At 72.1% G+C, this 24,003-nt stretch carries 16 protein-coding genes and 1 pseudogene; 12 read left to right on the forward strand and 5 right to left on the reverse strand.

Going from position 1 to position 24,003, the window contains the following annotated elements; all coding sequences use genetic code 11:
* The 7 genes and pseudogenes from AOK22_RS41345 to AOK22_RS06150 form a co-directional block, all read left to right on the forward strand.
* Positions 1 to 381: pseudogene (locus AOK22_RS41345) on the forward strand (hypothetical protein); the annotation flags it as partial.
* 433 nt (positions 382 to 814) lie between these two features.
* Positions 815 to 3,742 carry a helix-turn-helix transcriptional regulator gene (locus tag AOK22_RS06125; RefSeq protein WP_079036375.1) on the forward strand — a complete coding sequence of 976 codons (2,928 nt, stop codon included), beginning with the start codon at positions 815 to 817 and terminating at the stop codon, positions 3,740 to 3,742.
* Positions 3,743 to 4,080: 338 nt separating this feature from the next.
* Positions 4,081 to 4,734 carry a response regulator transcription factor gene (locus tag AOK22_RS06130; RefSeq protein WP_055697561.1) on the forward strand — a complete coding sequence of 218 codons (654 nt, stop codon included), beginning with the start codon at positions 4,081 to 4,083 and terminating at the stop codon, positions 4,732 to 4,734.
* A gap of 7 nt (positions 4,735 to 4,741) precedes the next feature.
* Entirely contained in the window at positions 4,742 to 6,022 is a 1,281-nt protein-coding gene (locus tag AOK22_RS06135; RefSeq protein ID WP_063795204.1) for a sensor histidine kinase, read from the forward strand.
* A 692-nt stretch (positions 6,023 to 6,714) separates the two neighbouring features.
* A complete protein-coding gene (locus tag AOK22_RS06140; protein WP_055697542.1) occupies positions 6,715 to 7,668 on the forward strand; it encodes a ParB/RepB/Spo0J family partition protein in 954 nt (317 codons plus the stop codon).
* 204 nt (positions 7,669 to 7,872) lie between these two features.
* The gene (locus AOK22_RS06145; RefSeq protein ID WP_079036376.1) at positions 7,873 to 9,972 is read left to right on the forward strand and encodes a SpoIIE family protein phosphatase; all 2,100 of its coding nucleotides are present in this window, start codon (positions 7,873 to 7,875) and stop codon (positions 9,970 to 9,972) included.
* Between the two features lie 9 nt (positions 9,973 to 9,981).
* On the forward strand, positions 9,982 to 10,842 hold the full coding sequence (locus AOK22_RS06150) for an Fpg/Nei family DNA glycosylase (RefSeq protein ID WP_055697543.1): 861 nt from the start codon (positions 9,982 to 9,984) through the stop codon (positions 10,840 to 10,842).
* A 10-nt stretch (positions 10,843 to 10,852) separates the two neighbouring features.
* Here AOK22_RS06150 and AOK22_RS06155 read toward each other — a convergent pair whose 3' ends face one another.
* Positions 10,853 to 11,479: a zf-HC2 domain-containing protein gene (locus AOK22_RS06155; RefSeq protein ID WP_055697544.1), complete on the reverse strand. Its 627-nt coding sequence runs from the start codon at positions 11,477 to 11,479 to the stop codon at positions 10,853 to 10,855.
* Between the two features lie 105 nt (positions 11,480 to 11,584).
* Positions 11,585 to 12,100, reverse strand: coding sequence for a hypothetical protein (locus AOK22_RS06160; RefSeq protein WP_055697545.1), 516 nt, complete (start codon positions 12,098 to 12,100; stop codon positions 11,585 to 11,587).
* A gap of 290 nt (positions 12,101 to 12,390) precedes the next feature.
* Here AOK22_RS06160 and AOK22_RS06165 point away from each other — a divergent pair, with 290 nt between their 5' ends.
* Positions 12,391 to 13,686, forward strand: coding sequence for a CapA family protein (locus tag AOK22_RS06165; RefSeq protein ID WP_079036377.1), 1,296 nt, complete (start codon positions 12,391 to 12,393; stop codon positions 13,684 to 13,686).
* Between the two features lie 64 nt (positions 13,687 to 13,750).
* Here AOK22_RS06165 and AOK22_RS06170 read toward each other — a convergent pair whose 3' ends face one another.
* Entirely contained in the window at positions 13,751 to 16,693 is a 2,943-nt protein-coding gene (locus tag AOK22_RS06170; RefSeq protein ID WP_055697546.1) for a glycoside hydrolase domain-containing protein, read from the reverse strand.
* 96 nt (positions 16,694 to 16,789) lie between these two features.
* On the opposite strand from AOK22_RS06170, the gene AOK22_RS06175 reads away from it, so the two are divergent.
* The 4 genes from AOK22_RS06175 (at position 16,790) to AOK22_RS06190 (ending at position 21,763) form a co-directional block, all read left to right on the forward strand.
* Positions 16,790 to 17,959 (forward strand): ROK family protein, encoded by a 1,170-nt coding sequence (locus AOK22_RS06175; RefSeq protein ID WP_055697547.1) that lies wholly within the window; start codon positions 16,790 to 16,792, stop codon positions 17,957 to 17,959.
* 149 nt (positions 17,960 to 18,108) lie between these two features.
* The gene (locus AOK22_RS06180; RefSeq protein ID WP_425264004.1) at positions 18,109 to 19,128 is read left to right on the forward strand and encodes an ABC transporter permease; all 1,020 of its coding nucleotides are present in this window, start codon (positions 18,109 to 18,111) and stop codon (positions 19,126 to 19,128) included.
* The gene (locus AOK22_RS06185) at positions 19,125 to 20,054 is read left to right on the forward strand and encodes a carbohydrate ABC transporter permease (protein ID WP_055697549.1); all 930 of its coding nucleotides are present in this window, start codon (positions 19,125 to 19,127) and stop codon (positions 20,052 to 20,054) included. The genes AOK22_RS06180 and AOK22_RS06185 overlap by 4 nt, the downstream gene beginning before the upstream one ends.
* A gap of 77 nt (positions 20,055 to 20,131) precedes the next feature.
* Positions 20,132 to 21,763 (forward strand): extracellular solute-binding protein, encoded by a 1,632-nt coding sequence (locus AOK22_RS06190; protein ID WP_055697550.1) that lies wholly within the window; start codon positions 20,132 to 20,134, stop codon positions 21,761 to 21,763.
* A gap of 40 nt (positions 21,764 to 21,803) precedes the next feature.
* Here AOK22_RS06190 and AOK22_RS06195 read toward each other — a convergent pair whose 3' ends face one another.
* Complete coding sequence (locus AOK22_RS06195; protein ID WP_055697564.1) at positions 21,804 to 23,249, reverse strand: amino acid permease; 1,446 nt, start codon at positions 23,247 to 23,249, stop codon at positions 21,804 to 21,806.
* A 162-nt stretch (positions 23,250 to 23,411) separates the two neighbouring features.
* Positions 23,412 to 23,873 (reverse strand): universal stress protein, encoded by a 462-nt coding sequence (locus tag AOK22_RS06200; protein ID WP_055697551.1) that lies wholly within the window; start codon positions 23,871 to 23,873, stop codon positions 23,412 to 23,414.
* Positions 23,874 to 24,003 lie beyond the last annotated feature (130 nt).

Raw genomic sequence — 24,003 nt, forward strand, 5'->3', positions numbered from 1 at the left:
CAGGATCCGGACTCCCAGGATCCGGGAGAGCGCGATCCGGACGGAGGGGACCCGAGCGGGCAGAGCCCCGACGGGAGCGACACCCCGGCCCGGCCCACAGGGCCCGACCAGGACCCGGACCAGGATCCCGGCACCTCGCCGCCCGACTGCCCCTCGCCGTCGCCGGGGACCGGCGACCCCGCGGCCCCGTCGTCGCCGCTGCCGCCCGGCTGTCCCTCGCCCCTGACGCCGTCCGTGCCGGACAGCCCCTCGACGGACGGGCCTCCGCCGCCGGACGGCGACACCGACGGGCCGTCACAGGACGACGGGCTCGTGCCCGACGACCCCCATCTGTCCGAGAACCCCCTTACCGACAGCGACCCCGGCACCTTCGCGAGCTGACGCGGTCCTCCGGAGCCCTGTCCGAAGGGCTCCGGAAGGGCGGGGAACCGACGCCCGCGAACCAGTCAGGCGGCGGCCGAGGGGGCCATGCGGAACGGGCCAAACGTTCCCGAACCCATTCGTCGCTGCCGCCACATTCGCCACTCCCGTCCATTCGCTGAAGCCGCGACTTCCTTCTGGAATGCCGTTGAGTTCACTCATCAGGCAAATCCGCAAGAGTTTGCGAGGGATATGGAGCGGGTGATTCCGATTTCCTGTGTCGTGGCGCATTCGCGACGGTAATAAGGTGGCATTGAGTCAAATAGTGCTGGCAGTTGATTTTCAAATATGGCAGAGTCGACGCACGGGTGGCCGGTCAAGTCGAACGAATTGATCCAGCTCGGCTGCGGGTCGGTCAACGATCAGCCGTCAGGCACGGGGGAGAAGTCGGCTCATGAACTTGGTGGAACGTGGTGAAGAATTCTCGATCATGGAAAACATGCTCGACGCGTGTGCGGCCGGGCATGGCGGAGTCGTTCTGGTAAGCGGTCCCGTCGCCAGCGGCAAGACCGCGCTGCTGCGTGCCTTCGGTGCGCGGGCGACCGCCGCGGGCGCGCTGTATCTGCAGGCCACGGCGTCGAACGCGGAGAGCGATCTGCCCCTTGGGGTCATGGGGCAGCTGCTGCTCGGCGCCGGACTCCCCGGCGCGGACGCGCGGCGCGCGGAGCGGCTCGTGGACGTCATCGCGGGCACGGCGCAGTCGCGCAGGGCGACGGGAGAACGGCCCGCCGTGGCGATGGACGAGATTCCCGAGCTCTGCGGGATTGTCCTCGAAATGTCCAGGGAAAGGCCCGTGGTGCTCGCCATCGACGATGTGCACCATGCCGATGGGCACTCCCTGGAATGCCTCCTCTACCTGGCGCGCCGACTTGACGTGAGTCGCATTCTGGTCGTGCTGGGGGAAAACAGCGGCTTCCTGGCCGGTAATACGCGACTGCGCATCGATTTGCTGCGCCTGCCGGGCTGCCGCAATATCAGGCTCGGTCCGCTGCAGCGACAGGGCGTCGCGGAGATGATCTCCGTATTCGGAGAGCAGGAGGTTCCGGGGTGGGGGACGCGCAAGCTCGTCTCGGAGTTGCTCGAGATGGGCGGCGGGAGCCCGCTTCTGACCCGGGCGCTGATCGAGGACCACCGCGCCCGCGCCGGCCGCGCGCGGCGCGACGACCATCACGCTCCGGCCACCGGAATCGCCTCCTCCCTCACCCTGGTGCCGGGGGAGTCCTTCGTGCAGGCCGTCGCGACCTGCCTCTACCGCAGCGACCTCGCCACCCGGCGCACCGCCTGGGCGCTGGCCGCCGCGGGCAGCGACGTGTCGCTCGCCGAACTCATGGAGATCCTCGGCACCAGCCGCGAGTCCCTCCACCGCAGCCTGCGCGCCCTGAACGAGGCGGGCCTGCTCGACGGCGGATGGTTCCGCCACGAGGCCGGGCGCGCCGCGGTGCTCAGAAGCCTGGAGCCCGCCGACCGCGCCCGCGTCGAGGCCCGCTGCGCCCAGGTCCTGCACGAGCACGGCGCGTCCCCGACCGCCGTCGTCCCGCACCTGATCGCCGCGGGCACGGTCGACGCCCCCTGGGCGCTGCGCACGCTGATCGACGCGGCCGAGCGGGCCCTCGCCGACGACGAGGTCGACCTCGCCCTCACCTGCCTGCGGGTCGCCCGCGACACCTGCACCGACCCCCGCCAGGCCCTGGAGATCAAGGCCGCGTTCACCCGCGCCGGCTGGCGTGTCAACCCGTCCAGCGTCGCCCAGCACCTGCCCGAACTCACGGCCGCCGCACTCGACGGCAGGCTCGGCACCCGCCACGCCGACGAACTCGTCGGACACCTCCTCTGGTTCGGCCAGGTCGAGCGCGCCCTCGACGTACTGGACGCCTCCGAGCGGCACGGCTCCGAGTCCTGGGCGCAGCCCGGCCCCGGCACGCCCGCCCGGCACGACTGCCCGCGCCGCTGGATGACGTACGCCTTCCCCGGCCTGCCGCCCTCGGCCCGCACCTGCCTCGGCGCGAGCCCGGAGCACACCACCCCCGAGCACGCGCTCCCGCAGCACGCGGAGTCGCCGGCGCGCGGCCCCCACCAGCGGGCGGTGACGCTGATCAAGGCGCTCCTCGACGGGGCGGGCGACGACGTCGTGGTCAGGGCCGAGCAGATACTGCAGAGCACCCGCCTGGACGACGGCACGCTCGCCGCGCTCCTGGTCGCCGTCAACTCCCTTGTCCTCGCCGACCAGTTGGAGACCGCGGCCTTCTGGTGCGGGACCCTCCTGGCGGAGGCCGCCGAGCGGCGCGCCCCCATGTGGCAGGCGCTGCTCGCCTCCGCCAAGGGCCGCATCGAGCTGCGCGCGGGCGGGCTGCTCGCCGCCCAGGAGTCGGCGCGCACGGCGCTCGCCCTGGTCCCCGCCGACGGCTGGGGCGTGTCCGTCGCCTCGCCGCTGGCCACCGCCGTGTTCGCCAAGACCGCGATGGGCCGGCTCGACGAGGCGGCCGCCCAGCTGAGCGTCCCCGTACCCGACCCGGCGTTCCAGACCCCCGACGGACTGCTCTATCTGCGGGCCCGAGGTCACTACTACCTCGCCGCGGGCCGCCCCTATGCCGCGCTCGACGACTTCCTCACCTGCGGGGACCTCATGACCCGCTGGGAGCTGGACCTGCCCGCGCTGGTGCCCTGGCGCACCGACGCGGCCGAGGCCCATCTGTCGCTGGGCGACGACGACCGCGCGCGGGCCCTGGCCGAGGAGCAGCTGGCCCTGTTCGGCCGGGACAGCGGCTGGGTGCGCGCCGTCTCGCTGCGGGTCCTGGCGGGCGCCCTCCGGGCCGGGCACCGCCCGCCGCTCCTCGGCGAGGCCGTCGAGATCCTGCGGGACCGCGGTCATCGGCTCGAACTGGTCCGCGCGACCGAGGAGTTGGCCCGCGCGCAGCGCGAACTCGGCAAGACCGGCCAGGCGCGGGCCCTGGCCCGCAAGGCGCAGCAGCTGGCGGAGGAGTGCGGTGTGCCCGTGCCCCGGATGCCGCACACGGCCGACACCGGCAGCCCGCACCCCGCGGAACAGCCGTGGTCGTCCGGGAACCGCCGACATCCCGACGAACTCAGCAACGCCGAACTGCGTGTGGCCACGCTCGCCGTCCGTGGCCACACCAACCGCCAGATCGCCGACAAGCTGTGCATCACGATCAGCACCGTCGAGCAGCACCTGACCCGTGCCTACCGCAAGCTCGACGTCCAGCGGCGCGCGGACCTCGCGGCCAAGCTCGGCCCCCTCGCCGGGCCGGGCGGCCGCGAGGGGCCCGCGACGCACGACGCCGGCGACCGGATGCACGTGTGCTAGGCGGTGGCGGAGCACCGCCCCGGCGGGACCGAGGATCAGGAGGACGTCGGTCATGTGTCCGTCTCCCCGTTGGTGACCACGGCCGGATCTCCTTGTCGTCGCGATGGGCCCTGTGCGGCAGTCGCGGTGGCGATTCCGTTTCTACGCGCCCTCCGGTCACACGGCGGTCCGAAGATCTGTGACCGATGCACAGGAATGTCCGTGTCCGGCGGTACGCTGCACGGATCCGGGGGACGCTGTGACCGGTATGTGACGGGGGATCGGGCAACGTGGTTCGTCATGATCGGTTCGCGTAGCCCCTTCCCCCCGCCCGTGACATGGCCGGCGAGGGGTGGGCGATGAGGGTACTGGTGGTCGAGGACCACACCGAACTCGCACAGTCGGTGGCGCGCGTGCTGCGCCGCGAAGGCATGGCGGTCGACGTCGTCCACGACGGCGCGGACGCCCTGGAGCGCACCTCCGTGTTCGAGTACGACGTGGTCGTGCTGGACCGCGACCTGCCCGGGGTGCACGGCGACGAGGTCTGCAGCAGACTGGCCGAACAGCCCTTGCAGGCAAGGGTGTTGATGCTCACCGCGTCCGGCACGATCGCCCACCGCGTGGAGGGCTTCAGCCTCGGCGCGGACGACTACCTCCCCAAGCCGTTCGCGTACGCCGAGCTGGTCGCCCGCATCAGGGCGCTGGCCCGGCGCTCGCAGCCCGCGCTGCCGCCGGTGCTCGTCCGCGGCGACCTCAGGCTCGACCCGGGGCAGCGGATCGCCTCGCGGGCGGGGGAGCGACTGCCGCTCACGCCCAAGGAGTTCGCGGTCCTGGAGTACCTGCTCGCGGCCCAGGGACGGGTCGTGTCGGCCGAGGAACTCCTGGAGCGCGTGTGGGACGAGGCGACGGACCCGTTCACCACCACCGTCAAGGCGACGATCAACCGCCTGCGGCCCAAGCTCGGCAACCCGCCCGTCATCGAGACCATTCCTCGGGGCGGCTACCGGATTTGAGGGACCCATGCGCCTGCCCTCGCTCGCCACCCCGGCCCGCACACGGACACACCGGCTGCTGCCCCGACGGGTGGGTGTCCGCCTCACGCTCCTCTACGGGGTGCTGTTCGTCGTCTCCGGCGCGGTCCTGCTCGGGATCACCTACCTGCTGGTCGCCGGGGCCTCGGGGAGCCGCGTCCTGGTCGAGGACCCCGGCGGCCGGGGCGTCCCGCGGGCCGACGGCGGCCTCCTGCCGGACGCGGGAGCACCCGGACCGGGGCCCAGGCCCGGCGACGTCACCCGGCAACTCACCGAGCAGGCCGCCCGCCAGCACGCGGCCAACCTGCGGGAACTCCTCGTGCAGTCCGGGATCGCGCTGGCCGTCATGGTGGTGGTCTCGGTCGTGCTCGGCTGGCTCATCGCCCACCGCGTGCTGCGCCCCCTGCGGACGATGACCGGCACCATCCGGCGCATCTCGGCCGACAACATCCACGAACGGCTCGCCGTCACCGGGCCCGCCGACGAACTCAAGGACCTCGCCGACACCGTCGACGGACTCCTCGGCCGCCTGGAGACGGCCCTCGACGCCCACCGGCGCTTCGTCGCCAACGCGGCCCACGAACTGCGCACCCCGCTCACCCTGGAACACGCGCTTCTGGAGGAGTCACTCATCGACCGCGACGCCACCACCGAATCCTTCCGGGCCAACTTCGAACGCCTCCTGGAGATCAGCGAGCAGCAGGCCCGCCTCCTGGAGTCGCTGCTCGCGCTCGCCGGCAGCCAACGCGGCCTGGACCGCCGGGAAGTGCTCGACCTGGCTCTCGTCGCCGAGCAGGTCGTGGGGTCCGCGGGCCCGGAGATCGCCCGGCGCGGACTGCGGGCGGACACCGCGATGGGACCGGCGGCCCTGCTGGGCGACCCCGGCCTCGTCCAGCGTCTCGTGTCCGACCTCGTCGACAACGCCGTACGCCACAACCTCCCCGGCGGCCGGCTGGAGTTGGCGACCGGCAGCCGGGGCGGGCGCGCCGTCCTCGCGGTGTCCAACACCGGGCCCCCGGTCCCGCCGGATCACGTCGAGCGGCTCTTCGAACCCTTCCAGCGGCTCGGCCGCACGGCGGCCGAAGGGCACCACGGACTCGGGCTCTCGATCGTCCACGCCGTGGCCGCCGCCCACGACGCGGTGATCAGCGCGGCCTCCCGGCCGGGCGGCGGACTCGCGGTGGAAGTCGTCTTTCCGCCGTGCGCCCCATATTCCGGTGAGCATGGCACGGATATTGCGCAGTTGGACAATGTTGCCGGACTGCGTTGAGGAAAACCCGGGGCGCTTCTACGGTGGTCGCCTGATGAATGCGCTCGCACATGTGTGAACGGAATGCGCCCCGCGCGACGGATTCCCCCATCCGCTCGACGGATTCTCCCGATCCGTCCATTCCGTGGACGCCGCAGGACCGCACCTTTCGGTGATCGACCGCTGGTACGCGGCCCGGTAGGGGTGGCTAGGGGTGGCGGAACCGGTGGCGCGCCACGAGTGAGGGGTACCCGTCCAGAAAGCCCGTTGTTAGGGTGAACGTGCTCGGTTAACGGGGGATTTCCTCTCCCGACCGGGCCGGCACGGATTCCCGTGGAAGGGGCAGGGGTGCCACGTGCGGGTGCTTTTCTGTAATCCGACGAGACGTTCGGCGCGGATTCATAGCGGTGGTTGAAGACGGCGAAGGTGCACAACTGCGCGCTGCACCCTTCGCCGTTCCGGGAGAACACGCCTGCGGCGCGCGCAACGCATTCATTCAGGGGCCCTCGACCAAGGGCGAACGCGTACGTGGCGCATCCCATCGACATACTCCTCCGGGAGTCGCCGCCGGGCCGGACCGCCCGGCGGCCGCGGGAGGGGCGCGGCGGTGTGGCGTGAGCCGTTCGGTGTGCCGGGACGCACACACGGGGGACAACAGAGCTCGAGGGGGAGTTGAGTTGGCAACACCTGGGCACGCACAGATCGACCAGCTTATGGTCGTCGAAGTCGAGATCGGCTCGCTGTCGACGGCAGGTTCACCACGCACGTCCGGAGTCGATCCGGAGCACGTCGAGGCACTGGCGGTCGTGCAGACCCCGCTGCCGCCCATCACCGTGCACCGTCCGACGATGCGGGTCATCGACGGTCTGCACCGGCTGCGCGCCGCCGAACTCCGGGGGCACAGCAAGATCGCGGTGAAGTACTTCGACGGGCCGGAGGCCGACGCCTTCGTGCTCGCCGTCGAGTCCAACGTCACGCACGGCCTGCCGTTGACCGCGGCGGACCGCAAGCGCGCGGCCGCACGCATCATCGCCTCCCATCCGCAGTGGTCGGACCGCATGATCGCCTCGGTCAGCGGCATCGCCCCCGGCACCGTCGCGGACATCCGCAGACGTGCCCCGGGCGGCCGCACGGGCGAGTCGAGCCGCATCGGCCACGACGGCCGGGTCCGCCCCATCAACGGCGCCGAGGGGCGCAGGCTCGCGAGCGAGCTGATCGCACAGAACCCCGGCCTGTCGCTGCGCCAGGTCGCCCGCGTCGCCTCGATCTCGCCGGAGACGGTACGGGACGTGCGCAACCGCATGATGCGGGGCGAGGACCCGGTGACGCGGCGCGGGAAGCAGTCGCACGGCGCGGACCGGGTCCCCGCCGTACCCGCCCCGCGCGTGGGCCGGCCCTCCGCCGTCCCCGACCGGGACACGGCCGCGGAGCGGGCCGCCGCCGTCCAGCGGCTCAAGGCCGACCCGGCGCTGCGCTTCAGCGAGATCGGCCGCACGCTGCTGCGGCTGCTCAACATCCACACGATCAGCATGGAGGAGTGGGACCAGATCATCGACAAGGTGCCGCCGCACTGCCGGGGCATCGTGGCCTACCTCGCCGCCGAGAGCGCCGAGATGTGGACGGAGGTGGCGATGCGGGTGCAGAGCAAGGTCGCGGAGACGGCGTAGCGGGCGCCCGGTCCCGGGACGCACCACCCCGGGACCGGGCCGCCGCCGTGCCCCACGGGGGGTGACACGGCGGCGGCCCGGCCGTCCAAGTGGGCCATTGCCCGGTTGGACGACGGGACCCGGGACGCGCCGTGCCCGACCGTCCCGCGCCCGCCCCGCCCGCGTCCACATGCGCGCGCAGGGGCCTCCGCCTAGCGTGGGCCCATGGAGCACGACCCGGCGGGGCACTGCCGCCGCGGACAGCAGGCCGGGGAGCCACCGAGCTGTTTCCTGGCGCTGTACGGGGCCGCGCTGCGCATGGGCTGCTTCGACTGGGACCTGGACGCGGGGCTCATGGTCATGGACGCCACCGCCCACGAGGTCTTCGACGTACGCCCCGACGAGTACGACAACCGGCCCGAGACCCTCGCCCTGCGCGTCCCGACCGTGGAGGGCCACCGTCTGGACGCGATCGTCGCGCACGCCCTGAAGGACGGCAGCAGGACGTACGGCGCGTACTTCCGCATCCGCCGCCGCAACGGCACCCTGCGCTGGACCCACACCCACGGCTGCATCGAGCGCGACGCCACGGGCCGCCCGCACCGCATCCTCGGCGTCGTCAGGGACGCCACCCAGGAGCTCGGCGACAGCCCGGCCAGGCCGCGCCGGTGGGCCGCCGACGAGGCCGAGCTGCGCCGGACGACGAGCATCGTCCAGAGCACCACGGCGGCGCTGGCCCACGCCCGCACCGTCCGGGACGTCATCGACGTGCTCAAGGACACCTACGGCCTCGCGCACCTGGGCGCGGCCAACCTCGTCATGGGCCTCGTCGAGGCCGGGCGGATCCGGCTGGTCGCCGAGGGCCCCGCGGGCAGCTATGTGCCGGGCACCCGCGTCACCCGCGTCGACGAGGCGTACCCGATGAGCGAGGTCGTCCGCACGCTCGCGCCCCGCTACATCGAGACCGCCGAGGACTTCGCCGAGTCCTACCCGCTGCTGTGGCCGCACATCGACGAGCTCGGCATCACCGCGGCCGCGTATCTCCCGCTGATCGCCCAGGGCCGCGTCATCGGCGTCCTCGGCCTGCTCTACCAGGAGAAGACCGGCTTCGAGGAGGACGAACGCAACCTCCTGGTCGCGCTGAGCAGCAGCATCGCCCAGAGCCTGCAGCGTGCCATGTTCTACGAGCAGGAGAAGGACCTCGCCCAGGGGCTCCAGCAGGCCATGCTGCCGCGCAGCATCCCCGGCGTGCCCGGCGCGGAGATCGCGGTGCGCTACCGCTCCGCGGCGCTCGGCCGGGACATCGGCGGCGACTGGTACGACGTGATCCCGCTGCCCGGCGGCCGCCTCGGCGCCGTCATCGGCGACGTCCAGGGCCACGACACCCACGCCGCCGCCGTCATGGGCCAGCTCCGCATCGTGCTGCGCGCCTACGCCGCCGAGGGGCACACCCCCGCCACCGTCATGGCCCGGGCCTCCGGCTTCCTGCACGAGCTGGACACCGAGCGCTTCGCGACCTGCCTGTACGCGGAGGCGGACCTGTCGACGGGCGTCGTGCAGTTCGTCCGGGCCGGCCACATCGACCCCCTGGTGCAGCTCACCGACGGCTCCTGCCGCCGCGTGCCCGTCGACGGCGGCCTGCCGCTCGGCCTGTCCGCCGAGTTCGGGCGGCTCGACTACCCCGTCACCACCCTCGAACTCGACCCGGGCCAGACCCTGCTGCTCTGCACCGACGGCCTCGTCGAGGAGCCGGGCGCCGACCTCGACGACGGCATGCGGGTCCTCGCCCAGCTCGCCGCCACCGGCCCCCGCGACCTCCAGCAGCTCGCCGACCGGCTCTGCGGCGTCGTCGACGGCCGGGGCGGGGACGACGACGCCGCGCTGCTCCTGATGCGCCGCCGCATGATCGACGCGCCGCAGTCGGGCGGCCGCCTCCAGCAGCACGTCGCGCCGAGCGACCCGGAGGCGCTGGCGGAGGCCCGGCACATGATCAGGGCCGCGGTGCGCGCCTGGGGCGCGGGCGAGCGCGCCGACGAGATCGAACTGGTCGCCGACGAGGTCATCACCAACGCGCTGATGCACACCGACGGCTCCGCGATCGTGACCCTGCGGGTGCTCACCGGCGCCGACCGGCGGCTGCGGGTGGACGTCGAGGACTCCTCCAGCGCCCTGCCGCGCCGCAGGGACGCCGGCGAGTCCGGGGTCTCGGGCCGTGGCCTGCTCCTGGTGGACCGGCTCGCGGACGTGTGGGGCGTGGACGCGCGCGGCAGCGGCAAGTGCGTGTGGTGCGAGTTCGTCGTGCCCGTGAGGAACCCGCGGAGCTGAGAGGAAGCGATGCCCGAACTGCCCGAAGTGGAGGCCCTGCGCGGCTTCCTGACGGACCATCTGGGCGGCCTGGGGATCGCGCGCGTGCTGCCCGCCGCGGTGAGCGTCCTCAAGACGTACGACCCGCCGCTCGCCGCCCTGGAGGGCCGCACCGTGACGGGCGTGGCCCGGCACGGCAAGTTCCTCGACGTCGACGCCGACGGACTGCACCTGGTCACGCACCTGGCCCGGGCCGGCTGGCTGCACTGGAAGGACCGGCTGCCGGACGGCGCCCCACGGCCCGGCAAGGGCCCGCTGGCGCTCCGCGTGGCCCTGGAGACCGGGGCGGGCTTCGACCTCACGGAGGCGGGCACGCAGAAGCGCCTCGCGGTGTACGTCACCGAGGCGCCGGAGCGGATCCCGGGCATCGCCCGCCTCGGCCCCGACCCGCTGGCACCCGACTTCGACGAGGAGCGCTTCGCGGGGCTCCTGGCGGGCGAACGGCGGCAGATCAAGGGGGCGTTGCGCGACCAGAGCCTGATCGCGGGCATCGGGAACGCGTACAGCGACGAGATCCTGCACGCGGCCCGCATGTCCCCGTACAAGCGCACGTCGAGTCTCACGAAGGAGGAGGTCCATGGGCTGCATGTGGCGTTGCTGGCTACGCTGACCGAGGCGGTGGAGCGCTCGCGCGGAGTCGCGGCGGGCCGTCTCAAGGCGGAGAAGAAGAGCGGCCTGCGCGTGCACGGCCGCACCGGCGAGCCGTGCCCCGTGTGCGGCGACACGATCAGGGAGGTGTCCTTCGCCGACTCGTCCCTCCAGTACTGCCCGACCTGCCAGACGGGCGGCAAGCCCCTCGCGGACCGGCGGATGTCGCGGCTGCTGAAGTAGCGGGCGGCGGCTAGGGCCGCGGCAGCGTCAGCAGCCGCTTTCCGTCGGCCGTCCGCACCTCGTACCGCTCGGTCCGCGCCGGGCGCAGGGCCGCCACGCCCCAGGTCCGCACGGTCCCCGCGGGGGCCCGCCACGTCGTGACGGTCTGCTCGGACCCGTCGGTGGCGACGGCGACCAGCTCACAGACCCACCCCGAGGCGCCCGGGTCCCGCACGGTCAGCCCGACCTCCGTGCCCCAGGCCCGGTCGTGCGCGGTCAGCGTGGCGTGCATCCCGCCCTCCTGGGCGCTCACCCGTGTCGCCGGGCCGCCTCCGTGCGCCGTGACCACCGACACGGCGGGCGCGCCGACGGCGAGCAGCACGGCGGCGGCGACCGCGCCCAGCGACCGCCTGCGCCGCGCCGCGCGCAGCCGCCCGGTCTCGCGCAGCAGCCGGTCGAGCAGCCCGGGGCCCGGCACGGCGACCGGTGTCCCGCGCCCGAACCGCGTCAACGTCTGCGCGGTGGAGGCCAGTTCGTCCAGGGCGAGGAGGCAGGCCGGGCACCCCGAGAGATGGTCCTCGAACCGGAACGCGTCCGCGGGGTCGAGGACGCCCAGCGCGTAGGCGCCTGCGTCGCGGTGCCGCTCCTGGGGCCTCATGGCGTTCCTTGTCGGTGAGGGTGTCGCTTGCCCTCCGGTACGCAGCGGACCGCCGAATCACTCAAGGTGCCGCGTGGTGCGCCGGAACACCGGCACGGCCGCGCCTCAGAAGAGATGGATCGCCAGATGCCCGAGCGGCAGGCCGAGGCGCCACGCGGGTGTCCACACCTTCGGCCCGTCCTCCTCGCCGGGGACGGGCGCGCCGCCGGGCACCGCGTCCAGGTCGGGCGCGAGCAGCTCGGTCTCCTCCAGCCAGCGCCAGGCCAGCTCGGCGAGGGCCAGGTCGGGCGGGGTGGCGCCGGTGTCCGCGGCGTCCGCCGTGAGCAGCGCCATCCGCTCGCGGACCCAGTCCTGCCACGGCTGGTCGTACGCCGTCAGCGACAGCCACGTCTCCAGCTGGGAGACCACGCGGATTCCGGACAGCTCGCCGCCGCTGTCCGCCAGGAAGATCGTGAGCGCGAGGGCGTCGCGCCCCGCGCGGTACTCGAAGGACGTGGGCGGCATCAGATCGCCGGTGCGCAGGAGCTCGTCCGCGATGTACTCGGCGTACAACCACGCCATCGGCACGGTCAGTTCGCCGTCCTGGGGGCCCTCGGTGTTCCTTCTGCTCTCGTGCCGCATCCCGCTCCGCCTTCCTCCGGACCGTGCGCGTCACCGGCCTCTGGCCCCCCACTCCGGCACACGGATGAGGACAGCCGATTACTGAACGGGGGTCCCGAGCAAGGCGCTTTGCCGAGCCTTGACCCGGGCCGCGGTTTCACCGCAGGTGGGCGGTGTTGTGTTGTTCGCGTCACAGGGTCAATCATTTGACTCCGTTTCAGGGACTCTGGCGGCATTGATCCTTGATTGGCCGATAGCTCCGCATGTGGATTCGTCTGGCCGAATATCGCCCCATCCACGGAGCCTGATCGATGACGCAGCGCGCACGGATTGCACGGCACACACGGACCACCCCCACCCCAGGAACCCCACGTCGGACAGCGCGTCCGGCGACGGCCGCGGCGGCCCTCCTGGTCGCCGGTCTCACCGCGACCACGGCCTGCTCGGCCGCCCCGGACACGGCGGAACACAAGCCCGCCCAGCCTCCCGCATCACACGGGACACCGCACCGCGTCCCTTCGGGACCGGCTCCGGCCCACTCCCCGGCGGGCGGCGGCGCCGCGGGTCCGCGCCCCTTCACCCTCGCCGCCTCCGGCGACGTCCTGCCGCACTCCTCGATCATCCGCAGGGCCCAGGCCGACGCGGGCGGCGACGGCTACGACTTCGCGCCGATGCTCGCGGGCGCCAAGCCGGTCATCTCCAAGGCCGACCTGGCGATCTGCCACATGGAGACGGTCTACGGCGCGGACGGCGACTACAGCGGCTACCCGTCCTTCAAGTCCCCGCCCCAGGTCGCCCGCGCCCTCAAGGCCACCGGGTACGACTCCTGCTCCACCGCCTCCAACCACACCCTGGACGCCGGCGCGGCGGGCGTGCGCCGCACCCTGGACGCCCTCGACAAGGCGGGTGTCAAGCACGCGGGCTCGGCGCGTTCGGCCGCGGAGGACAAGGAGCCGGCGTGGCTGCGGGCGGGCGGCGCGAAGGTCGCCCAGCTCGCGTACACCTACGGCACGAACGGCTACCCGCTGCCGCAGGGCAAGCCCTGGACCGTCGACCTCATGCGCCGCGACAAGATCATCGCGGATGCCCGCGCGGCCCGGAAGGCGGGTGCCGACGTCGTGGTCGTCAGCCTGCACTGGGGCACGGAGTGGCAGGACGCGCCGGACCGTCAGCAGCTGACCCTCGGCAAGCAGCTCACGGCCTCGCGCACGGCGGGCCGCCCGGACATCGACCTGATCCTCGGCACGCACGCGCACGTCCCCCAGGCCTACGAGAAGGTGGGCGGCCGCGGTGGCACGTGGGTGATCTACGGCATGGGCGACCAGATCGCCGGCGACATGATCAACCACGACGGCGCCCACGACCCGCGCGGCAACCAGGGCAGCATCGGCCGCTTCACCTTCAGCCCGCCCGCGCGCCCCGGCGCCCGCTGGGAGGTGACGAAGGCCGAGTTCCTCCCGATGTGGTTCAACACGGACTCCGGCCGCGTCGTGAACCTCAACCGCGCGCTGGAGCGCGGCGCGGAGGTGGGCGGCATCCGTGACCGCATCCGCCGCGTGGTCCTGAGCAGGGGAGCGGGGGCGAGTGGACTCGTGATGGGGAAGTAGCCCCCGGCCGGAGCGGGACCGGGCCGTCGTGGGGCGGGCGGCACCCCGCCCCACGACGGCCGCCTCAGACCTCTTCCCTGGCGTCGATCCGCAGCAGCAGGCCCCGCCCCGGTGCCACCGGGACGGGCTCGCCGGGCGCGAACCTCCGCTCGGGCTGGAAGCCCTCGATCGCGGGCGCGTACGCCGCGACGGGCCGTCCGTCGTCCGTGGTGAGGGTGACGTCCACCGGGTCCGGCGCCCAGGAGGCGAGCGCGGTCGCCGTGCCGCCGGGGCCCCGCCACGTCGTCGCGAGGACGGCGTCATGACCCGTGCGCACCGGCGGCTCGTCCGTCCACCAGCCCGTCATCTCGGCCTCCGGCAGCCGCAGTCGGTCGAAGGCCCGCCACAGCGGTCGTACGTCGGTCATCGGGGCCCGTGCCGTCATGCCGAAGACGAGACCGCGCCACGGATTGCCGCCGCCCTCCAGCATCTCGCCCATCAGACCGAACGGGATTCCGGAGATCTCGACGAGCCAGTAGGCCGGATCGGCGCCGTCCGCGCCGCCCTCCCCGTCGTAGTCGAACAGCTCGCCCAGCCAGAGCCGGTCCACGTACGGCAGCAGCTCCGCGTACAGATTGGCGCTCGACGCGAAGCCGTCCGCCTCCCGGAACTGGTTGCACGAGTGCAGGTCGACCAGCGGCGCCGAGTCCCCGGACCGGGCGAGCGCCTTGCGGACCCGCTTCATCGTGACCCTGTCGTACGCCACGTCGTCCAGGTAGAGCCCGTCCACGCCGACCACCCGGCGCAGCCGCTCGATGCCGCACACATAGGAGTTGTGCCAGCGCGAGTCGCCGGACGTGACCACGGCGACGTCGTCGACGTCGGACGCCACCCAGCCCGGGACGTAACTGCCGCCCATGTGCTCCTGGAGCCAGGCGTGCCCGCCACCGGGACCCGGCGAGAAGATCTCGTCGCCGAGCGCCGCCAGAACCGGCAACTCCGGTGTGTGCCGGGTCAGTTCGCGCACCGTGTCGTACACCTTCACGCGGACGCCGAGCCGGTGCGCCTCGTCGGTGTAGGCGCGCAGCGTCTCGGCGGCCAGCAGCGGGTCGTTGATGTACGGGTTGGGCGGTGTCGCGTGGTGCAGGTTCACGACGTTCGCGCCGTATGCCGCGACCTCCGCGGGCGTGGCGTACGCGTGGAAGTACCGCTCGCCGAGCTGGCGCGCCGGGTCGAGCGGCTTGAACGGCGTGAGCAGCAGCCGGAACTCGAAGCGGCGGCTCTCGCCCGCCCGCAGCCGCAGCGGCCCGCTGTACGCGGCCAGCGAGCGCACCCCGCCGGCCGTCCGCAGCCGCACCCCGCCCTGCCCGTCGCCCGCCCAGGAACGGGGTGTGGCCAGGGGCTTCTCGCGATAGTAGTTGGTGTTGAGCGGACGGGCGTAGTGCTCGTCGCGCAGTGAGAGCTGGAGTCCGGCCGCCGGGTCGCCCAGCCAGAAGGCGTCCTGGTTCCGGGTGGCGGTGTCCCACGTCCAGTCGTACGCCGCCGGGCACGCGCGGCCGGTCAGGCCGAGCCCCATCGCGTACCGCGCGACGTCCTCGCGCACCGGCACGTCCAGCGTCACGTCGAGCTCGGTGTCGGCGGTGGCCTCGACGGTGGCGCGCAGCACGAGGAAGCCGTCGGCCTCCAACTCGCCCTCGGTGCGCACCAGTACGTCCGCTCCGGTGGCCCGCGTCGACCAGCGCACACGGGCCGGTCCCGGCTGGTCGAGGGCGAGCGGTCCGTGGTCCAGGGGCCGGCCCACGTCGAACGCGAGCGGCGCGGCGAGCAGCTCGCGCTCGGGTCCGTCGGCGCGCGTCACGGACGGCGTGAAGGTGGAGGCGATCCGGTGGGGGAGGCCGTCGGGCCCGAGCTCGACCGTGCGGCCGAGGAGCGCGAGCCGATGCCCGTCGGCCTTCACGGGAGCGAACGGCGGGACCACCTCGTCGTCCTGGGCGAACGTCGAGTCCAGCCAGCGCAGCCGGGCCAGGCGCCCCGGTTCCCCCGCGCCGTGCCCGGCGACGGAGGCCTCGTCGACCGTCAGGAGGAGCGGCAGCACCCGCTCGGGACCGCCGTCCGTGTGGACGGCGATCTCCCCCTCGTACCGTCCGGGCCGCGCCCGCTCGGGTACGTCCACGCCCAGCCACAGTGCCGTCACCCCGCCCGCCGCGACGTCCACGCGCCGCTCGAAGGCGTCGCCCCGCGCGTCGATGCCGCCCGTGCTCGGGCACCGCACCGCGAAGGGCAGCCCACGCACCTCGGCCCGCACGCCGGCGAGGTCGGTCAGCGCGTATACGCCGACCTGGAGGGCGTAGAACTCGCCGCGGTCCGCGGTGCCCGCGAACGGCGCGCCGGGCGTGGCCCGCGCCCAGCGCGCGGGCAGCCGGCCGTAGCGGCCCAGCGGATGGGCCCGGTCCTCGCCGAACAGCAGGAACGGCTCGCCGCGGTGGGCCTGCCGGAGCGCCTCGCACTCCTCGGCGGTCGCCGCGAAGCCCAGCGGCGCGAACGAGTCGACCGCGCTCGCCGCCTCGTAGCGGAACGCCTCGGCGCGGGGGAGTGCCGCCCAGCCCCCGGCGGATCCGGTCAGACCGCAGCGGTGCGCCCAGCCGGGGTCGGCGGTCCGGGTGGCGGGGCGGTAGACGGCCTGCGGGTAGTACGGCTTGCCCGTGTGCGCGTAGGGCAGATAGTGCACCGCGTACGCGCCGGGGCCCTCCACCGGCTCGAAGGCGATCCGGCCGCGCTCCTCGGTCACCTCCAGGGCGACCGTGTTGTGCACCCGCAGCCCCGACGGGGCGAGGACGATCACGTCCACGTCGCCCGTGACGGAACGTACGCTCACGTCCTGCCGCCGCCACGGCAGTTCGGCCGCGACGGCCGGGGCCGCGGCGCGCACGTCCACCAGGAGGCGATGATTTCCGTAGACGTCCTGATCCCAGATGCCGACGCCGCACTCCAGCTCGGGATGGCCGGCCCGCGGTTCTGTCCCACCCATCTGTGCTCCCCAAGGGCGCTGTTTATTAGGTAAGTTTCTCAATCGCTCCGGGTCACCCTGAGAGCAACCGATCTTGCTGTCAAGGGGGAGGGCCCCATGAGCGGATCCATCGGCGGACCCACGAGCGGGGATCCGTCCCTGCTGAGACGTCTGAACGCGGCGGCCGCCCTGCGCGTGCTGCGCGAGCGCGACGAGACCACCGTGCCCGAGCTGGCCGCGCTGATCGGCGTCTCGCGGCCCACGGCCCAGGACCTGACCTCGCAACTCCTGCGCGAGGGACGGCTCGTGGAGCTGACGCCGGGCAGTGGAAGCGTGGGCAGGCCGGCCCGCAGATTCCGCTTCCGCGCGGAGGCGGGCCATGTCCTCGGCGTCGACATCGGCGCCCACAAGGTGCTGGTGCTCGCCGCCGACCTGCTCGGCCGCCCGGTCGCCGCGCACCGCGTCGCCGTCACGCCCGACCTGCCCGCCCGCGAGCGGCTCGACGCCGTGCGCACGGCGATCGCCGGGTGCCTGGCCGGGCCGGAGGCCGCCGGCGTCCGGCCGCTCGCCACCGGGGTCGGCACCAGCGGCATGGTCGACCCCGAGGGGCGCGTCGCGGTCAGCGACTCGCTGCCCGAGTGGACCGGCCTCGACCTGGCCCGCGAGCTCTCCGACGCGGCGCACGGCCCCGTGGTCGTCGGCAACGACATCCAGCTGGCCACCCTCGCCGAGTGCACCGGCGGCGTCAGCGTCGACGTGCGCGACTGCGTCTACCTCTACGTCGGAAACCGCCTCGGCATCGGTCTGTGGCTGCGCGGCGAACTCCACCGCGGCCACCACTCGGCCGCCGGTGAAATGGTCGCCGGGGACGGCTGGGAACTCTCCTACCAGCGGCTTCTCGACTGGTTCGCCGGTCACCAGGGCGCCGAGCGGCCCACCCGGGAGAACGCCGCGCGCGCCGTCGTCACCGCCGCGGCCGCGGGCGACGGCGGCGCCCGCTACACCCTGCGCGCCTTCGCCGAGTGCCTGGCCGACAGCCTCACCCGCCACGTCGCCGTGCTCGATCCACGGGCGGTCGTGCTCGGCGGCGGCATCTCCCGCGCGGGCGCCCTGCTCAGCGAGCCGTTCGCCCGGCGCCTCGCCGAGCGCTGCCCGCACGCGCCCGAGGTGCGCACCTCCGCGCTCGGCGAGGAATCGACCGCAATCGGGGCAGCCCGTCTCGCACTGGACCTCCTGGAACAGAGGGAACACTCCGCCCGCGCCGCGCAGAAAAGTCCAACCCCTTAGGACTCGCAGGTGGTTGACGGGGGCCGACGGCCCTTCCATGATGTGGCTCACTTTCGGCAAGTTGGCTTCTAAATTCGGCCCCAGGGCCGCCGGGAAGCCCGCTGCCGGTGTGCCCCCATTCCGTCGTGCCGCCTGGCCAGGGAGAACGAGTGACATCCCCTGCAACGCGACGCAGGCCCCAGGCCGCGTCACCGCCCGCGTCCGTGAAGAAGTCGTCGTCGAAGTCCCCCGAGGGCAAACCCGCTGCGGAGCTGCGCATGCGCGCGCCGCTGCGGGCCCGGCTGCGCAACAACTGGGTGATGCTCGCGCTCATGGCGCCGGGCGTGCTGTTCTTCATCGGGTTCTTCTACGTCCCGATGCTCGGCAACGTCATCGCCTTCCAGGACTACCAGCCCTTCATCGGCTTCAAGGACAGCCCGCTCGTCGGCCTCGCCAACTTCCAGGAGCTGTTCGCCGATCCGGCGTTCTGGGAGGCGATCCGCAACACGCTGGCCTTCGCCGCCCTCCAGCTGATCTTCTTCTTCCCCGCGCCGCTGGCCCTCGCGCTGCTGATCAACAGCCTGATCAGCCCGCGCGTCAAGAAGTTCGTGCAGAGCGTCGTCTATCTGCCGCACTTCATCTCCTGGGTCCTCGTCGTCGCGCTCTTCCAGCAGGTCCTCGGCGGCGCGGGCCTGTTCAGCAACTACCTGCGCGACCACGGCATGTCACCGCTGGAGGTGATGAGCGACCCCAGCACCTTCCCGCTGCTGATCACGGGCCAGGTGATCTGGAAGGACATCGGCTGGGGGATGATCATCTATCTGGCGGCGCTCGCCAACGTCGACCAGAGCCTGTACGAGTCGGCGGCCGTCGACGGCGCCGGACGCCGGCGCCGCATGTGGCACGTCACGCTGCCCGCCGTGCGCGGCGTCACGATCATGCTGCTCGTGCTCCGCCTCGGCGATGTGCTCTCCGTCGGCTTCGAGCAGTTCCTGCTCCAGCGCGACGCGGTCGGGGCACGCGCGGCGGAGGTCCTCGACACCTACATCTATTACCACGGCGTCGTCTACGGCGACTGGGGCGTCGGCGCCGCGGCCGGCCTGGTCAAGGGAGTCGTCGGGGCCTTGATGATCTGGGGCGCCAACAAGGTCGCCCACGCCTTCGGAGAGCACGGGGTGTACAGCAAATGAGCAGCTTCGGATTCCCCCTGCGCGCCAAGAGGGAGCGGATACGCGAGGAGCGGCCCGTCTGGGAGGAGCCGCCGACGAAGATCGGCTCCGCCGCGAAGGCCGTCGTCATCACCGTCATCTGCGCCGTGATGATCCTGCCGTTCCTGACGGTCCTCTCCACGAGCCTCGCCTCCCGCGAGGAGATCACCGAGTCCGGCGGCTTCGTCCTCTTCCCCACGGACCCGACCCTGGAGGCGTACCGCACGATCCTCTCCGGCGGCATCGTCTCCCGCGCGGTGATCGTGAGCGTCCTGATCACCTTCGTCGGCACGGCCCTCTCGCTCCTGACGACGATCGCCCTCGCCTACGCCCTGAGCAAGCGGGACGTCCCCGGCAGCAAGCCGGTCCTCCTGATGGTCCTGTTCACGCTGCTGTTCGCGCCGGGCATGGTCCCGATGTACGTGGTCGTCAAGGAACTCGGACTCCTCGACTCCTACTGGTCGTTGATCCTGCCGGTCCTCATCAACGCGTTCAACCTCGTCGTCCTGCGCGCGTTCTTCATGAACATCCCCGACGAGCTCTACCAGGCGGCCCGCATCGACGGCGCGGGCGACTGGCGGATCCTGACCCGCATCGTGCTGCCGCTCTCCAAGGGGGTCGTCGCCGTGGTCGGCCTGTTCTACGCGGTGACGTACTGGAACGCCTTCTTCAACGCGATGCTCTACCTCAACGACTCCGGCAAGTGGCCCATCCAGCTGGTCCTGCGCACCTACGTCGTCCAGAACAAGTCCATGACGGCGGATCAGCTGGGCATCGCCAACATGCCGCCGCAGCAGTCCCTGTCCATGGCCGTGGTCATGCTCGCGCTGCTGCCGATCCTGGCGCTCTTCCCCTTCCTGCAGAAGTACTTCACCAAGGGCGTGCTCACCGGCGCCATCAAGGGCTGAGCCCTTCCCCTCCTTCCCACGCGCAGCCCCCGCCTCTTCCCTGCCGACCCGACCCGCGGAGATTCCCCATGCCTGGCATGTCCCGACGCACGTTCCTGAGCCTGTCCACCGCCGTCGCCGCGGGCGCGGCCGCCACCTCCCTGACGGGCTGCGGCTCGTCCGCCACGAAGACGGGCGAGGCGGCGTCCGCGAAGGTGAAGCTGCCTTCCTACGTGCCCTTCGGCAAGGTCAAGCCGGACCTCGCGCCGAACGCGAAGGGCCTGTCGGCCGGCTTCCTCTCCTACCCCGAGGAACTGGTCCGCAGCGTCGCCAGGACACCCGGCGACGGCTCGAAGATCACCATGCTCACGGAGATCTGGACCCAGCCGCCGACCCCCAAGGACTCCAACGCGTACTGGAAGAAGCTCGACAAGGAACTCGGCGTCGAGCTGACCGCGATCCTCGGCACCGACCCCGGCTACGAGGAGAAGTTCTCCGCGACGGTCGCGGGCGGCGACCTGCCCGACCTGCTGTGGATCCCGCCCAACCAGGGCATCCAGCACATCGCCGAACTGCTCGAGGCCAAGTGCGCGGACATCACCGAGTATGTGTCGGGCGACGCGGTGAAGAAGTACCCGAACCTCGCCGCGATGACCCCCGCCCACTGGAAGACCGCGGTCGTCAACGGCAAGATCTGGGGCGCGCCCGTGCCCTACCCGGCGCTCGGCCAGGTCTACGGCGGCAACCCGAACGTGTGGGAGAAGGCGGACGGCATCCAGTCCTCCGGCCCCGAGGAGTTCCTGGACAAGTGCAAGGAGGTCACCGGCGGCAAGACCTGGGCCCTCGAACCGATCTACGTGAACGCGGCCAGTGTGCTCAGCCAGTGTTTCGGCGCCCCCAACAAGTGGCGCCGCAACAAGGACGGTTCGCTCACCTGGTTCCAGGACACCGACGAGTATGAGGCGGCCCTCGACTTCGTCATCAAGCTGAAGAAGGCCGGCGTCTTCTACCCGGGCAACCCCAAGATGGCCGACGCGTACATCAAGATGGCCCAGGGCGCGATCGGCGCGTGCGTCTTCGCCAACCCCTTCAACGCCCGCAAGGACACCCGCGTGCAGGATCCCGGCCTCGCCGCCGAGATCCTGATCCCCTTCGGCGCGGGCGGCCGCAAGCCCAACCACCACTACCACCTGGGCACCATCGGCTACACCGCAATCAAGAAGGGCGACGAGAAGCGGGTGCGCATGCTGCTGCGCGTCCTCGACTACCTGGCGGCGCCGTTCGGCAGCAAGGAGCGCGAGTTCCTGGAGTACGGCACCGAGGGCGAGGACTTCACGTACGACAAGAACGGCTTCCCGAGCCGCACCAAGCAGGGCAAGCAGCAGGTCGAGGGCCTCTACAGCGGCCTGATGACGTCGACGACCTCGCCGTTCTCGATCATCGCCTCCAGCTTCCCGGGCACCGACCGCGTCCAGGACGTCAAGGACGTGTACGCCGCCGAGCAGAAGCTCCTCGCGACCGCCGTGCGCAACCCGACGGTCGGCCACTACTCGGACGCGTACACCCAGCACTATGGGCGCATGTCCACCGAGGCGACCGACCTGGTCAACGACATCGTCAGCGGGCGCAAGAAGCTGAGCGAGTGGAAGCCGTTCTGGGCCGAGTGGAAGAACAAGGGCCTGGAGCAGATGGCCCGCGAGTTCCAGAAGTCCATCGAGCAGAGCTCCTGAGGCCCGTCACGCAGCGCCGCGCCTCACGCAGCGCCGCGCCTCACCCGGTGGTGTCGCGCGGCGCGTCGGCCGTCTCCGCCTTCGCCAGTTCCGACTTCCGGTAGGAGTACCCGAAGTAGACGACGAGGCCGATCACGAACCACACGGCGAACCGCACCCAGGTCTGCCACTCCAGGAACGTGATCAGCCAGATGGAGAAGATCACCCCGAGCGCCGGGACCACCGGCATGCCGGGGCAGCGGAAGGTGCGCGGCAGACCGGGCTGCTTGTAGCGCAGCACGATCACCGCGACGCACACCACGACGAACGCCAGCAGGATCCCGATGTTGGTGAGTTCGGCCGCCTCGCCGATCGGCAGGAACCCGGCGATGGCGGCCGAGGCGAACCCGACGATCCACGTCACGCGCGTCGGCACGTGCCGCGTCTCGTGCGTCTTGGCGAACCACTTGGGCAGCAGCCCGTCGCGGCTCATCGAGAACCACACGCGCGTGACGCCCAGCATGAAGGTGAACATCACGGTGAGGATGCCGATGATCGCGCCGACGGCGATGACGTCGGCGAGCCCGCCGAGCCCCACGGACTTGAACGCGCTGGAGAATCCGCTCTCCGGGTCGATGTCCGTGTAGCTCTGCATGCCGGTGAGCACCAGGCACGCCAGGACGTACAGCACCATCGAGATCGCCAGCGAGTAGAGGATCGCCTTCGGCATGTGGCGCTGGGCGTCCTTGGACTCCTCGGCGGCGGTGCTCATGGCGTCGTATCCGAAGACCGCGAAGAAGACGGTCGCCGCGCCCGTGAACGCGCCGCTCACGCCGAACGGGAAGAACGGCTCGTAGTTGCCGGTATTGATGTGGAAGAACCCGACGCCGATGACGACCAGCACGACGAGGACCTTCAGGACCACCACGACCATCTCGAAGCGCGCCGCGTTCTTGATGCCGAGGGTCAGCAGATACGCGATGAGCAGGCACAGCAGCGCCGCGAACAGGTCGACCCTGTGCCCGTCGCCCGTGCCGGGCGCCCCCAGCATCCACGTGGGCAGTTCGGCGCCCATGTCGTTGAGGAGGAAGTTGAAGTAGCCGGAGATGCCGATCGCGACCACCGCGACGATCGCCGTGTACTCCAGGAGCAGGTCCCAGCCGATGAACCAGCCGGCCAGCTCACCGAGCACCACATATCCGTAGGTGTAAGCGGACCCCGCCTTCGGGATCATGCCCGCGAACTCGGCGTACGAGAACGCCGCCGCCGCGCTCGCGACACCCGCGATGAGGAACGAGATCAGGACCGCGGGCCCCGCCTTCTCGTTCGCGACGGTCCCCGCGAGCGTGAAGATGCCGGCGCCGATGATGCCGCCGACACCGATCGCGGTGAGCTGCCAGAGCCCGAGCGACCGGGCGAGTCCGCCGCCCGCCCCCGCCTCGCTCTCCTCGATGCGCTCGATGGGCTTGCGGCGCAGTACGCCCTGTCCCCTCCGGAGTCCCGCCATGAGCTCCACCTCTTCGCAGACGCCAGTCGGCCGATGGCGGATCATGATGGCCCAGCGGCGCCCCTGACGGAAGACGCCACACCCCTTGTGCGCGGCGCCGTGTCGGGTGCACCCGACTGCCTCAGCGGCGCGGGCCCCGAGTGGTCGAGGGCTGCGCGGTGGTCAGGGGACCACGGTGACCGGCCAGCGGCCCGCCTTCACCAGGCGCACGGCCACCGAGCCGACGATGCGGTGACCCGCCTGCTCGGAGGCGCCGACGACCACGGCGTCGGCCTTCAGCTCGTCGGCGGCGGTGACGAGACCGTTGTAGGGGTCGCCGCGGAAGGTGTGGAACTCCCACCGGACATCGAATATGTCCTTCACCCGCTCGGCCGCGTCCCGGATCTCCGCGATCAGCCCCTCGGCGATCTCGTCGGTGGTCTCGGCGACCGGGGCGCCGAGCGCGGCGCCCGCGGCCATCACCGGCTGGATGTAGACGACGGCGAGCAGGGCCCGCTGCCGCCGGGCCAGGCCTCCGGCATATGCCGCGGCCCGCAGCGACGAATCGGAGCCGTCGACTCCGACCACGATCACCTTGGGTCCGTCGGTACCACGTTCGAACTGCTGGGACTGATGTTCACTCACGCCGCAGAGGCTAGCGGAATGCGGTCTCTCCGTTGTGGGCAGGCGTGCCGGTCCCCTTCCGTGGTGCGCGGGCGCTCCGCACGGCGCGTGGAGTCTCCGCGCAGGGTGCCCACCCGCGAGGCCCGCGCCC

The organism is Streptomyces silaceus (genome assembly GCF_001419745.1).
Lineage (GTDB): Bacteria > Actinomycetota > Actinomycetes > Streptomycetales > Streptomycetaceae > Streptomyces > Streptomyces silaceus.